We start from the raw sequence: 14078 nt of genomic DNA on the forward strand, positions 1-14078 counted from the left end.
CGCTGACCTGCGAGTTTGCAGCCACCTAGCGGCTTGGGGCTTGGGCGGAGGTGGTCGAGGCGCGTTCCTCGACCACCTTCCGCCACCGCAGACCCGGGTTGAGGTCGTGATACTTGGCGGCAAGTGGGTCCGGCCTCGCGACAGACAGAGTGCGGGTCAACTCCGCGGGCGTCTTGAAGGCCAGCGCGGCGAGCGCCGGAGTTGCTGCAGTCCATTTCTCGCCGGAACCGAACACGGCGGTACGACTGACCGGAACGATCGAATCCACTGACGGAATCGCCAGACTGCCGTCCTCATATCGGGACAGCGGAATCACGTACTGCTGTCCCTTCTCGTACCAGATCACGTCCGTGAGCAGCCGCCGCTTCTTGGCCCCACCCTTGCGCTGATCCCACCCGAAGGTGGTCAACTCGAAATCGGCTCCAGGTTGCGGAGCGCCCTTCGCGGACCACACCCGATAATCCACTCGGAAGGTCAGCACCCGGCCGACGTACCGGTTGCCATCACCCGGATCAACGTCACTGGAGCCTTCGCGTTCTGCTGTGACCGTGGCGACGACCACGACGTCGGCGTAGGAAACCAGGTCAGACACCGTCTCATTCGGGAAGGACGGCATGCCGTTGCTTGCACCCATACGGTGCTCGCTCTCCGTCGTGCCACAGGCAGAGGTGACAACCACCAGGAGCGTGATCAATGCACTGTTGACGACGCGGGTACTGGCCATGACAACCTCCGGCTGGCGTGACTGCAATACCAAAAGGACGCCCATGCTCGCGGCAGGTTGCACCCGCCACCGAACACGCTGGGCCCCGCTTGCCTTACGGACGTCACTTCTCGTACCCGAACCGGCACTTCATACTGAACCCCGCAGAGCGGCACGGCGACAGGAATCCCATGCAACAACCCCAGCCCCAGTTCATCGGCGGCTTCCGCCTGATCCGATTGATCGGCGAGGGTGGAATGGGCCAGGTCTGGCTCGCCGAACATCCTCGACTTCCCCGGCAAGTGGCTGTCAAGGTGCTGCGTCCTGGACTGGCGTCGGGCGCAGACGAGCAGAAGCGATTTCTCCGTGAGGCCGAGACCGCGGCCCGCCTCGAACACCCGGGAATCGTCGACGTCCTGGATCGCGGCGAGGACGAGGGGCGGCTGTGGATTGCGATGCGCTACGTCGACGGCGAAGACCTGGGCGATCGCCTTCAACGCCTGGGCCGCCTACCCGAGTCCGAGGTGATCACCATCGCGTCCGTCGTTGCTAGTGCGCTCGACCATGCGCATGGTCGCGGAGTCGTGCACCGTGACATCAAGCCTGCCAACATCTTGCTTCCACGGTCAGGGCAACCGGCCGCGGTGGTCACCGACTTCGGAATCGCCCGAGCTCTCGACGACGGGCAGGCGATGACTGGTACGGGCATGGTGATTGGTTCGATGCCGTACATCTCGCCCGAACAGATCGACGGCGCGTTCTCGACTCCGGCGAGTGATCTCTACAGCTTTGCGTGCGCGGTCTACGAGATGCTGACCGGTCAGCGCGCCTTTTCCGGACCGACGACATCGGCCGTGATCGGTTCGCACTTGGCCGTGAATCGACCGTCTGTGCGCACCAGCCGGCCCGACCTCGCGCCGGCCGTGGATGGCGTACTGCAAAGAGGACTCGCCATCGATCCTGCCCAGCGCTGGAGCTCCGCCGGAGCATTCGTCACGGCACTCGACGAGGCGCTGAACGACCGGTCGACGACAGCCGCCACCGCCGTTCGCTCAACCGCCGGTGCGGCCACGATGACGGCTGCGCGCCCTACGTCGATTGAACCCATGCATAGCTCCCCTGGGCGGCACAAATCTGTAGTGCCCTGGATTGCCGCTGCGGCGGCGATCGTCGTCGCTGCTTCGATCGGCGGCTGGATGGTGCTGGGTGACCGCGACAGCGCGGGATCCGCAGTCGGAGCTTCTCGAGCCGAGGCCGCCACCTCTGGCGCCGAGCCAGCTGACCCGTCTACGGCGACGGCGACGGCGACGGCGACGGCCAACCCTTCGACCAACACCCCCGCGACATCTACGCCTACTGGAGAGCGAACGACGGACACTTCAGAAACCACTTCTGTATCTGCGGCTGCGGCGGGAGACCTTGGCTTGAGCACCACGATCTCCAGCCCGGCCTGTGACGGGCGAGCGGTCGTCCTCGTCTACAACGCGGTGACCAATTCCCGTACATCGCAGCAGCGGCAGATCGAAGCCGCCCTCACCCAGTGGCCGGGCGCTTCCTACCTCAAGCCTGATCCTTCGTGCACTTCACTGCGCTCGACCAAAGACGGAAAGCAGATCTACGCCGTCTACTTCGACGTCGGCAACCTAGATGAGCAGTCGTTGTGCGCCACGCTGAAGCCCTACTCCAACTCGACCGCCGCTTCGCCTTACGCCAAGTACCTCGACCGATCGCACCCGGAAGGACACTTCTACCGTTGGAATGCCGACGGCACGCAGTGCTACTACGTCTCCGACGCGTCCGGTACAGGTCGGCGAGCCGTCAACTGATCAGTCAACCCAGACCCGTGCGTTGCGGAACATCCGCAGCCACGGGCTGGGCTGGTCGATCGGGCCGTCGGTCCAGCTCATTTGCACATTGCGCTGCACCCGCTCGGGGTGCGGCATCATCGCGGTGAACCGGCCGTCCGGCGTCGTCACTGCCGTGAGGCCGTCCGGAGAACCGTTGGGGTTCAACGGATACGTGCGCGCCGGCCGGCCCGCACCGTCGATGTATCGCGCCGCGCGGTGCACGGCGTCGGCATCGCCGCGAGCTGAGAAGTTGGCGAAACCCTCGCCGTGCGCGACGGCGATCGGCAACCGCGAACCCTCCATGCCGGTGAAGAAGATCGACGGACTGTCGAGCACCTCCACCTGCGAGAGCCGGGCCTCGTACTGCTCGGAACGGTTGCGGGTGAAGCGCGGCCAAGCGTCCGCGCCAGGGATGAGATCGGCCAGCGCGGCGAACATCTGGCAGCCGTTGCAGATGCCGAGACCGAAGGTGTCATTGCGGTGGAAGAAGCTCGAGAAGGCTTCTGTCAGAGCAGGATTGAACAGCACCGACCGAGCCCAGCCCTCGCCGGCGCCGAGAGTGTCTCCATACGAGAAGCCGCCACAAGCGACAAGTCCGGCGACGTCCGCGAGGTCGAACCGGCCGGCTTGGAGATCGGTCATGTGGACGTCATAGGTCTCGAACCCTGCGCGGTCGAAGGCGAACGAGGTCTCAACGTGCGAGTTGACGCCCTGCTCGCGCAGGATCGCGACCTTCGGACGCGCCCCAAGGTTGAGATACGGCGCGGTGACATCGTCGGCGGGGTCGAAGGAAGGCTGCACGACGAGCGCGTTGTCGCCGGCGCCGGCCGCTGCGTGCTCCTCGTCGGCACACTCAGGGTTGTCGCGCAGCGCCGCGATCCGCCACGACACCTCGTCCCAGACCTGCATGAGGTCGTACAGCGGCTCGTCGATCGCGTCTTCATCGGCGACCTGGACGCGAATCCGCTTGTCGCTGTTCGGCTTTGCGACCACGGACGCCAGCTCACCGAACGAGTCCAGCGCTTCCTGGACGCGGTCGGTCGGCACCTCGATCAAGGCGCCGAGCTCTTCGCTGAACAGCGCGCCTCGTGACGGCACCTCGATGTCGAGGCCGATCTGCCCCGCGAAGGCCATCTCGCAGGCTGCTGCCCAGAGCCCGCCGTCCGACCGGTCGTGGTAACTGAGCGCAATGCCCTTGGCGCGCAACGCATTCACTCCGTCGACCAGGTCGACCAGGCGCTGCGGATCGTCGAGGTCGGGCACCTCGCCACCGAACTCGCCGTTCACCTGAGCGAGCATCGAGCCGCCGAGGCGGTTCTTGCCAGCGCCGAGGTCGACCAGCAACAAGGTGGTCTCGCCGCCGCGCAGCTGCGGGGTGAGCGTGCCGGTGACGTCCGGGAGCGACGCAAAGGCGGAAACGACCAGCGTCACCGGCGAGGTCACCTGCTTGTCGTCCCACTTGGTGCGCATCGACAGGGAGTCCTTGCCGACCGGCACCGAGATGCCGAGCGCCGGGCACAGCTCCATCGCCACGGCGTGCACGGTGTCGAAGAGCGCTGCGTCCTCACCGTCCTCGCCGCACGCAGCCATCCAGTTGCAGGACAACTTGATTCCGCGCAAGGTGATGGGCGCTGCGAGCAGGTTGGTGATCGATTCACCCACCGCCATGCGTCCGGAGGCGGGGGCATCGACGGACGCCAGCGGGCTCCGTTCTCCGCTGGACATCGCCTGACCGGCCAGGCCGCGGAAGTCACTGAGGGTGACGGCGACATCGGCCACAGGCACCTGCCACGGACCCACCATTTGGTCACGATGAGTCAAACCGCCGACGCTGCGGTCACCGATGGTGATCAGGAAGCGCTTCGACGCCACGCTGGGGTGACGAAGGACCGCGTACGCACTGTCACGCAGTTGGAACTTCTGCTCATCGAGGGCTTCGGTCGCGCGCTGCACGCGCCGGTCGTCCCGGGTCATCCTCGGGGGCTTGCCGAGCAGCACCTCCAGCGGCATGTCGATCGGGCGGTCGTCACCTGCTTCGTCCTCCGCACCGGGTGCGAGCACCAGTTGGGCGTCGTCGCGCGCAACTCCGACGACGGCGTACGGGCAGCGCTCACGCTCACACAACGCAGCAAACTCGTCCAGCGAATCTGCCTGGAGCGCAATCACATAGCGCTCCTGCGATTCGTTGCACCAGATCTCCTTCGGCGCCAGGCCCGACTCCTCCAGCGGCACCGCAGACAGGTCGAACCGGGCTCCGAGACCGGCGTCGTCGACGAGTTCGGGGAAGGCATTCGACAGTCCGCCCGCGCCGACGTCGTGGATTGCGAGCACTGGGTTGGCCTCGCCCATCGACCAGCAGTGGTTGATCACTTCCTGCGCGCGGCGTTCGATCTCGGGGTTGCCGCGCTGCACGGAGTCGAAGTCGAGTTCGGCGGCGTTGGTGCCCGACGCCATGGACGACGCAGCTCCCCCGCCCATGCCGATGCGCATGCCCGGGCCACCGAGTTGCACCAGCAGCGTTCCAGCCAAGAAGCGCACCTTCTCGGTCTGGCTCGCGCTGATCGCACCCAGGCCGCCGGCGCTCATGATCGGCTTGTGATAGCCGCGGCGGATGCCGTCCACGGTCTGCTCGTAGACGCGGAAGAAACCGCCCAGCCCAGGACGTCCGAACTCGTTGTTGAACGCCGCGGCGCCGATCGGACCGTCGATCATGATGTCGAGCGGCGAGGCGATGTGCTCCGGAGCGCCGAACTGTTCGGATTCCCAGTTCTCTTGCGTACCAGGCAGATTGAGGTTGGACACCATGAATCCGGAGAGCCCTGCCTTGGGCTGCGAACCGCGTCCGGTCGCACCTTCGTCGCGGATCTCGCCGCCTGCGCCGGTGGCCGCTCCCGGGAACGGGCTGATTGCGGTCGGGTGGTTGTGCGTCTCCACCTTCATCAGCACATGCACCTCGTCCTCGCGCGGTGCGTACGCCGACGGGCCATCTTGCTGCGTCGGTAGCCAGCGAGTGGCCGGACCGCCGCGCATGATCGAGGCGTTGTCCTTGTAGGCGACGATCGTTCCTTCACCGGCGACCTTCTCGGTGTGGCGGATCATGCCGAAGAGCGAATTGGCCTGCGGCTCACCGTCAATGATGAAGTCGGCGTTGAAGATCTTGTGGCGGCAGTGCTCGGAGTTGGCCTGCGCGAACATCATGAGTTCGACATCGGTGGGGTTGCGCTGCAGGCCGGTGAATGCCTCGACCAGGTAGTCGATCTCGTCGCCCGAGAGCGCCAAACCGTAGTCGACATTGGCCCGCTCGACGGCCGCCCTGCCCTCGCCGAGCACGTCGACATGCTCCATGGGTTCGGGCACGCGCTCGTCGAAGAGGTGCGCCGCGCCGTCGTGGTCAGCAAAGGCTGATTCGGTCATGCGGTCGTGCAGCAGCGCAGCGACCGCCTCCCAATCGCCGACCTCGCCCGTGAGCATGTATTCGGTGGCTCGCTCGACGCGATGGATGTCGATGCCGCAGTTGTGCACGATGTCGGTCGCCTTGGACGCCCACGGCGAGATGGTGCCCAGGCGCGGGGTGACGACGACAAGCGTGCCTTCGCCTGGACCTTCGTATGGCTCGCCGTAGGTGAGGATGCGCGTCACCGCGCCGGTGGTGTCTTCATCCAGCGGCTGGTCGCTCGCGACCCAGTGGATATAGCGGGCGTCGACTCGCGTGACGCCGGGCTCGATCCGCTGCAGCCGGTCGAGCAACGCGCGTGCGCGGAAGCCGGAGAGGGCGGATCCGCCCGGGACGTGGGTCAACACAAGGTCGTGCGACGAAGCCATGGATGCAGGATCTCCTGAGACCGGCCGGGAGGGGCTTTCAAGGATATCGACAGGTCAGCGGGCGCCCGCGCATGCCTCTCGCGATCCTGCGCCGGCGTCCGCCCCACCGGACGAGCCGGCGCCTGCCTCGCTGGATAGTTCAGTGCCAGACCTCGCTTGTTGAACCGGGGTCCGTCTCGCTGGTTGAGCCGGTGTCCTGAGGAACGAAGGACACCGCGTCGAAACCCGGTGAGATCCACACCCACCAACCCGCAGTAACGCCCTAGGACCAGTCGCGACGGGGCGTCCTGTGGATGAGTCCGGGTGGCTGTCAGCGGTCACACCTAGAGTAGACACATGTTCGAAACGGAGCTCTCAGCACTCGGCACACTCCGTGCCGCGCTGACCGATCCTGACCGAGCACGCTTCCAAGCCATCACCCGTCTGCTCACCCAACAAGGCGACCCGCTCGACCTCCTGCGCGCCGCCGAAACCCTCGCCCGCCACGCCTACCACCTCCTGGACGCCGACGCCGTCCGCTCGCAGGAATGTTCGGTCACCGGTGCCGCCGTGAGCACTGATGACCGGCACGCGTTGGAAGACGTCATCAAACAAGCCGCCACGACCGCGACCGTCACCCAGGCTGCCCAGACCATTGCGTTGGCACGGTATTCGGCGATCGATGAAACGGTCATCGACTCCGACACCGGGTACGCCGGGTTCACCGAACACCCCCTCGGACACCACGCCCCCTGGGCCGACACCGAACTCGCCGCCGCCTGCCAATGGTCCACCCGCGCCGCCGCCAGCCGCCTCACCACCGCAGCCGCGATCACCACGGCCACCCCGACCATGCTCGCGATGAGCGCCGCCGGCGACCTCGAACTATGGCGAGCCAAGACGGTCGCGATCGAAACAGCGTGCGCCTCCGCCGAGACCGCGGCCCGGGTCGAGCAACACCTGTTAGCCACGCGTGGCTGGGACACCTGGGGCTACCAGAAACTACAGAACACCACCCGCGCGCTCATCGCCCAATGGGAAGCCGACGCCCTCCGGGCCAAACGGCAACAAACCGTCCGGGAAGCCACCGGCGTACACGTCTACCCCTCCACGATCGCCGGACTGGCCGAACTCCACGTCACCGGCCCCACCGAACAGATCGCAGAGATCCACGCCGCGCTCGAACACCTCGCCCGGCACCGCGACGCCACCGGCGACAACCCGATCGACCCGGCCACCGGGCAGAAGAAGACCCTCGGACAACTACGCGTCGACGCGCTGCATGACCTGGTCACCGCCGGCTGCGACATCTCCTACCAGGTCATGGTCCACGTGCCCGTCACCCGCCAACAACACCAGCGGCCATGCCCTGGGTGTGGCGCGCCTGGTGAGTCCGCCCGCACGAACGACGCCACGAGCAGCACGCAACCGCCGCCGGACGCCGACCCCGCCGCACCCCGCGGCCCCGACCCCCGCTGCCACCGCCATGAAACAGGCGCTTCACCAACAACCACAGCAGCGCCCAACGGCCACACGACTCCCAAGCACTGTGACCACACAGCTCAGTTCGTCGCGGACGAACGCGAGCGGCCTGCCGACGCCGGACGGTGCGCAAGCGAACCCGACCAGCAGTACCGGGTCGGGTGGGCGACCGTCGCTGGCATCGGACACGTGCACCCCGGCGCGGTCCGCGCACTCATGAACGCCTACGGGGCGAAGCTGAGCCGTGCCCTCATCGATGCCGAGACCGGCATCACCATCGAAACCGCCGAGACGAACTACCGTCCCTCCCCAGCCTTACGGCGCTACGTCGAACAACGCGACGGCAGCTGCCGAGCCCCCGGCTGCGACCGACCCGCCACCAGCTGCGACCTCGACCACATCACCCCCTGGCCCACCGGCAGGACCACCGCCCGCAACCTCGCCGCGCTCTGCCGCTACCACCACCGCGCCAAGACGCAGGGCATCTGGAGCTACACCATGACCGACAACGGCGACTGCCACTGGACCTCCCGCACAGGCAACACCTACACCACCCACCCCGCCTCCACCTACGAACAAGCGGCCGGCTGAATCGTCACCGCGGACGGCTGGCGTACCCAGCGTCATCGGCGAGCTGCTCCTGACTTCTCGCCAGGGCAACTGGTTCCGACAGCCCCGCCGAGGTAGTCGACCTGGGTCGCGTAGAGTCGCGATCCCATCCATTGCGATTGCCGCGCAGCGGTCGCAGCAGGGAAGCCGCTGCTTGTCTTCCACAGCCTTCGATCATGCATGAGTTGTCCACAGCCCGGCCGAAGAGCATGGACCGGATCGGCGTCCGCCGACATCGTGAATCTTCCAACCACACAAGGAGATTCACATGGGTTTTCGTTTCCGCGCAGCTGCAGCCGTAGTCAGCGCCGGCGCCATCATCACCCTGTCCACGCCCGTCGCCTCGGCGACGTACGCCCCCGCCACACCAGGCTCCAGCAAGAGCGCTTCGAACGCGACGAAGTTGAACGTCGAGCGATCTCAGTCTGGGATCAAGATGGCCCAGCGGAGCGCCACGATCCACGGCATCACCTTCGCCAAGCTGCCCCAAGGCCTCGGCGCCATGAGCACCTTCGAGTCGACGACCGACGACGACACCGCCGTCGTCAGCCAGGTCTGGGAATCGGAGGACGAAGAAGGCTGGACCGTCGATCTCAGCATCAGCGTTTACAGATCCCCAGGCCTCACCTCACCGCGTGCCTTCCATGACTGGCTGGTGCCGTGGCAGGAACGCCCGGTCGACGAGGCGCAGTATCGACGCACCATCGTCCGCCGCACCACGGTGTGGATCGGGCACGACCAGGCGTTCTGGTTGGCCGAGCCAGGCGTCGGCGTTTCTGTGCGTCTCGACACCAAGCGTTGGAGCATCGGCGATCTTCACAAGGTGGTGCACGCGTCCGTGCCGAACTGACGCTGGAGTGGTCAGCTCTCCGATCGAGGTGTGACTGGTGACCATCTTCAGGTGAGCTGTACGCCGTGCTTCCGCCGAGGTCACTAGCCTGACGACCATGGCTGAGGTGCAGAAGATTCTGGTGATCGGTGCCGGCGCGATGGGTTCACAGATCGGCATGGCGTGCGCGCTGGCCGGTTACGAAGTGACCGTCCAGGACATCTCGCAGGACGGCCTCGATCGGGCAGAGTCGACTTTGCGCGGGCTGATGGATTCGCGTGTCGAGCGGGGCCGCATCCCGGCGCAGGAGCGGGACGACGCATTCGCGCGGCTGTCTCTCACCACTGATCTCGAAGCCGCAGCCGCGGAAGCTGACCTGGTGATTGAGGCCGCGGTGGAGAACCTCGACGTCAAACGTGAGCTCTTCACCCGCCTCGACGCACTGACCCCGACCCACGCGATCCTGGCGTCCAACTCCTCCAGCTACGTGCCGTCGCGCTTGGCCGAGGTCACCAAGCGTCCGGCGCAGGTCTGCAATATCCACTTCTTCAATCCGGCGTTGGTCATGAAGTGCGTCGAGATCGTCCGAGCACCGGACACCAGCGATGACACGGTGAGCGCGGCCGTCGCGCTCGTCGAGCGTCTCGGGAAGCAGCCGGTGGTCATGGACAAGGAGATCAACGGTTTCATCGCCAATCGCATCCTCAACGCGATTCGCGACGAAGCGGTCTTCCTACTGGAAGGTGGTTACGCCTCGATCACCGACATTGACGCCGCGTGCCGCACCGCGCTCGGCCATCCGAAGGGGCCGTTCGAACTGCAGGACATGACCGGTCTCGACATCGGTTACGCCACGAAGCAGGGCCGGTTCGAGGAATCGGGCGACCCGAGCGATGCACCGAGCAAAAGCCTCACCGAACGAGTACAGGCCGGGCACCTCGGCAAGAAGTCGGGTCAAGGCTGGTATCGCTATGCGCAGGACGGCACCCTGCTCGGCGAGGCCTGACCGACTCGGATCCAGCAGTCCACGCACCGGGATTCGGGTCTGATTTCACGCCTTCCTCACCCATCCCTTCTCCTACGGCAAGCGGGAGACGTAGCGTGAAGCGGTGACCACAGCACCTGCTCCCACCACCGTCGGCCAGCTGCGCGCGGACGGCCACCATCACAAGCACCTGCGCGACGAGGTGCGCGACAACCTGCTCGCCGCTCTCGCCGAAGGCCGCGACCCGTGGCCGGGCCTGCACGGCCTCGACGACACCGTGATTCCGCAACTGGAGCGTGCGCTCATCGCCGGGCACGACATCGTCCTGCTCGGCGAACGCGGCCAGGGCAAAACCCGCATCCTCCGCACGCTCGCCGGCCTGCTGGACGAGTGGACGCCCGTCATCGCCGATTCGGAGCTCGGCGAGCACCCCTTCGACCCGATCACCGAGTCGTCGAAGCGACGCGCGGCCGAACTCGGCGACGAGCTTCCCGTCGTGTGGCGGCACCGCGACGAGCGCTACAGCGAGAAGCTCGCCACGCCCGACACCTCCGTCGCCGACCTGATCGGTGACGTCGACCCGATGAAGGTGGCCGAGGGCCGCAGCCTGGGCGACCCGGAGACGATTCACTTCGGGCTCATCCCGCGCGCCCACCGCGGCATCGTCGCGATCAACGAGTTGCCCGACCTCGCCGAGCGCATCCAGGTGGCGATGCTCAACGTGATGGAGGAGCGCGACATCCAGATCCGCGGCTACCAGCTGCGCCTACCGTTGGACGTCCTCGTCGTGGCCAGCGCGAACCCCGAGGACTACACCAACCGCGGCCGCATCATCACCCCGTTGAAAGATCGCTTCGGTGCCGAGATCCGCACCCACTACCCGGTGCAGCTGGAGGACGAGGTCGCGGTGATCCGGCAGGAGGCTCACCTCGTGGCGGAGGTGCCCGACCCCCTCATCGAGATCCTCGCCCGCTTCACCCGGGCGCTGCGCGAGTCGAGTTCGGTCGATCAACGCTCCGGTGTCTCCGCCCGCTTCTCCATCGCGGGAGCCGAGACCATCGCGGCAGCAGCCTTGCACCGCAAGACGATTCGCGGCGAGGACGACGCCGTTGCCCGAGTGGTCGACCTGGAAACAGCCGTGGACGTGCTCGGCGGCAAGGTGGAGTTCGAGGTCGGCGAGGAGGGCCGGGAGCGCGCAGTGCTCGAGCACCTGCTGCGTACGTCCACCGCTGACACGATCCGCCATCTGTTCGCCGGGCTCGACCTCGCGCCTCTGGTGGCAGCCTTCGAGAGCGGCACCATGGTCACCACCGGCGAGCGGGTGCCCGCCAAGGAGTTCCTGGCCGGGCTGCCAGGGCTGGAAGGCTCGACGCTCTACGACGACATCGCCGAGCGCATCGGTGCCACGAATGACGGCGAACGGGCCTGCGCGATCGAACTCGCCCTCGAAGGGCTGTATCTCGTGCGCAAGGTGAGCAAGCAGTCAGGCGACGGCGAAACCATTTACGGCTGAACAGGATTCACTGATGGCTAGTAACTCCAGCTACGGCCGGTACGCCGGCGGACCTGATCCGCTGGCCCCACCGGTCGATCTTGCCGACGCCCTGGCAGCGATCGGCGAGGACGTGATGGCCGGTTACTCCCCCGAACAAGCGATGCGCGAATACCTGCGCCGGGGCAGCGAGCGCCAGCGCGGGCTGGACGAACTACGCCAGCAGGTCGCGCAACGCAGAGAAGAGATCCTGGCCCGTCACAACCTGAACGGCACCCTGCAGCAGGTGAAGGAACTGCTCGACAAGGCCGTGCTGGAAGAACGCAAGCGCCTCGCCCGAGACTTGGACGACGACGCCCGCTTCGGGGAAATGCGGATGGAGAACCTGCCATCGTCCCCCGCGCAGGCGGTCACCGAACTCGCCGACTACCAGTGGCGTTCGGCCGACGCCCGCGAGCACTACGAGCAGATCAAGGATCTGCTTGGCCGCGAGATGTTGGACCAACGTTTCGCGGGCATGAAGCAGGCGCTCCAATCGGCGACGGACGAGGATCGAGCGGCAGTCGCTGCGATGCTGCGTGACCTGAACGAGCTGCTGGCCAAGCGAGCAGCAGGTGAGGACACCGATCAGGATTTCGCCGACTTCATGGCCAAGCACGGCGAGTACTTCCCCGAGAACCCGCAGAACCTCGACGAACTGTTGGACGCCATGGCAGCTCGCGCCGCCGCGGCGCAACGGATGCTCAACTCGATGAGCCCGGAGCAGCGCGAGGAACTCATGGAGCTCGCGCAGCAGGCGTTCGGATCCCCCGACCTGATGGACCAGCTGTCGCAGCTCGACAGCAACCTGCAGGCATTGCGTCCGGGTGAGGACTGGGGCGGCTCGCAGGAAGGCTTCGAGGGTCAGGACGGTCTGGGGCTGGGCGACGGCACCGGCGCACTGCAGGATCTCGCTGATCTCGACAGCATCGCTGAGCAACTCGATCAGGACCGCCCGGGCGCCAGCATGGACGACCTCGACCTCGACTCACTTGCACAACAGCTCGGACCCGAAGCTGCCGTCGACGCACGCACCCTCGCCCAACTCGAACGCGAGCTACGCGACAGCGGCTATCTCACCAAGGGTTCGGACGGCGCGCTGCGGCTCTCGCCGCGGGCCATGCGGCAGCTGGGAAAGACCCTGCTGCGTGACGTGGCCGATCGCATGTCCGGACGGTCAGGCGACCGCGACATGCGACGGGCCGGAGCCGCCGGCGAGCTGACCGGCTCGACCCGTCAATGGGAGTTCGGCGACACCCAGTCGTGGGACGTCAACCGCACGATCACCAACGCCGTCCGGCGCACCGTCGCCGATGGAGCCTCAGCACGCGGCGGCGTCCGGATCGAGATTAACGACATCGAAGTCAGCGAGACCGAGGCGCGCACCCAGGCAGCGGTGGTGCTGCTGGTCGACACGTCGTACTCGATGATCCGGGCGGGCCGCTGGGTGCCCATGAAGCGCACGGCTCTTGCTCTCCACCAACTGATCTCCACCCGATTCCGCGGGGATCACTTGCAGCTCGTCGGCTTCGGACGGCATGCCGAAGTGATGGGCATTGAAGAGCTCACGGGCCTTTCGGGCATGCAGTTCAAGGGCACCAACCTGCACCACGGACTGCTGCTGGCCAACCGCTTCTTCCGCAAGCAACCCAACGCGCAGCCGGTGCTGCTGATCGTGACCGACGGTGAGCCGACCGCTCACCTGGAGCGCGATGGTCACTCCTTCTTCGACTATCCACCGCACCCGTACACGATCGCCGCGACCGTCCGCGAGCTCGACACCGCAGGACGCATCGGCGCCCAGACCACGTTCTTCCAACTCGGCGACGACCCCGGCCTCGGTCGCTTCCTCGGCGAACTCGCCCGTCGCGTCGATGGCCGCGTGGTCACCCCCGACCTGGACGACCTGGGCAGCGCCGTGGTCGGTTCCTTCCTGGGCTCCCGCGCCGACCTCCCGCACGACCTCGCCGGCGAATACGGCTTCGGTCGAGGCTGGTGGGCCTGACCGGCGTCGGGTGGACGGTGCGGTCGCGGGGGTGAGCACGCGCGCGGAACAACCATCACCGGCGTTTGAACCCTGCTACTGAGAAACCGCTGGTTGAGCCCTACTGCTGCGGAACCACTGGCTGAGCCCTGCTGCTGAGGAACGAAGCCGCAGGAGTCGAAACCCGCCGCGACGATCAATCAGGCTGACCGCGACAGGCAAGTCCGCGCACCTCACGACGTTTCGACGCGTGGACTTCCTTCGTCAGTCAGCGGTCCAAGCAGTGCCATGGCGGCGTACGGGCGGG

At 66.5% G+C, this 14078-nt stretch carries 8 protein-coding genes; 6 read left to right on the forward strand and 2 right to left on the reverse strand.

What is annotated here, in order from left to right; genetic code table 11:
• Nucleotides 1–25: 25 nt before the first annotated feature.
• Complete coding sequence (locus J5M86_RS13030; RefSeq protein ID WP_188059039.1) at nucleotides 26–787, reverse strand: hypothetical protein; 762 nt, start codon at nucleotides 785–787, stop codon at nucleotides 26–28.
• A 107-nt stretch (nucleotides 788–894) separates the two neighbouring features.
• On the opposite strand from J5M86_RS13030, the gene J5M86_RS13035 reads away from it, so the two are divergent.
• On the forward strand, nucleotides 895–2529 hold the full coding sequence (locus J5M86_RS13035) for a serine/threonine-protein kinase (protein ID WP_188059038.1): 1635 nt from the start codon (nucleotides 895–897) through the stop codon (nucleotides 2527–2529).
• On the opposite strand, the gene purL is transcribed toward J5M86_RS13035, so the two are convergent.
• Nucleotides 2530–6372, reverse strand: a complete 3843-nt coding sequence (gene purL, locus J5M86_RS13040) for a phosphoribosylformylglycinamidine synthase (RefSeq protein ID WP_188059037.1) — start codon at nucleotides 6370–6372, stop codon at nucleotides 2530–2532.
• Between the two features lie 336 nt (nucleotides 6373–6708).
• Here purL and J5M86_RS13045 point away from each other — a divergent pair, with 336 nt between their 5' ends.
• From J5M86_RS13045 to J5M86_RS13065, 5 genes are all read left to right on the forward strand, one after another.
• Nucleotides 6709–8424 carry an HNH endonuclease signature motif containing protein gene (locus J5M86_RS13045; protein ID WP_188059036.1) on the forward strand — a complete coding sequence of 572 codons (1716 nt, stop codon included), beginning with the start codon at nucleotides 6709–6711 and terminating at the stop codon, nucleotides 8422–8424.
• A 286-nt stretch (nucleotides 8425–8710) separates the two neighbouring features.
• Nucleotides 8711–9292 (forward strand): hypothetical protein, encoded by a 582-nt coding sequence (locus J5M86_RS13050; RefSeq protein ID WP_188059035.1) that lies wholly within the window; start codon nucleotides 8711–8713, stop codon nucleotides 9290–9292.
• A gap of 97 nt (nucleotides 9293–9389) precedes the next feature.
• A complete protein-coding gene (locus J5M86_RS13055; protein WP_188059034.1) occupies nucleotides 9390–10277 on the forward strand; it encodes a 3-hydroxyacyl-CoA dehydrogenase family protein in 888 nt (295 codons plus the stop codon).
• Nucleotides 10278–10380: 103 nt separating this feature from the next.
• On the forward strand, nucleotides 10381–11769 hold the full coding sequence (locus J5M86_RS13060) for an ATP-binding protein (protein ID WP_188059033.1): 1389 nt from the start codon (nucleotides 10381–10383) through the stop codon (nucleotides 11767–11769).
• A gap of 13 nt (nucleotides 11770–11782) precedes the next feature.
• On the forward strand, nucleotides 11783–13792 hold the full coding sequence (locus J5M86_RS13065; protein WP_188059032.1) for a VWA domain-containing protein: 2010 nt from the start codon (nucleotides 11783–11785) through the stop codon (nucleotides 13790–13792).
• The last annotated feature ends 286 nt before the right edge of the window (nucleotides 13793–14078 follow it).

It is taken from the genome of Yimella sp. cx-51 (genome assembly GCF_017654605.1).
GTDB lineage: Bacteria > Actinomycetota > Actinomycetes > Actinomycetales > Dermatophilaceae > Yimella.

Excerpts from the sequence above, each read along its gene's own strand:
- J5M86_RS13035 (WP_188059038.1), top strand. The coding sequence starts at position 895 with ATGCAACAACCCCAGCCCCAGTTCATCGGCGGCTTCCGCCTGATCCGA.
- purL (WP_188059037.1), bottom strand. The coding sequence starts at position 6,372 with ATGGCTTCGTCGCACGACCTTGTGTTGACCCACGTCCCGGGCGGATCC.
- J5M86_RS13045 (WP_188059036.1), top strand. The coding sequence starts at position 6,709 with ATGTTCGAAACGGAGCTCTCAGCACTCGGCACACTCCGTGCCGCGCTG.
- J5M86_RS13050 (WP_188059035.1), top strand. The coding sequence starts at position 8,711 with ATGGGTTTTCGTTTCCGCGCAGCTGCAGCCGTAGTCAGCGCCGGCGCC.
- J5M86_RS13055 (WP_188059034.1), top strand. The coding sequence starts at position 9,390 with ATGGCTGAGGTGCAGAAGATTCTGGTGATCGGTGCCGGCGCGATGGGT.
- J5M86_RS13065 (WP_188059032.1), top strand. The coding sequence starts at position 11,783 with ATGGCTAGTAACTCCAGCTACGGCCGGTACGCCGGCGGACCTGATCCG.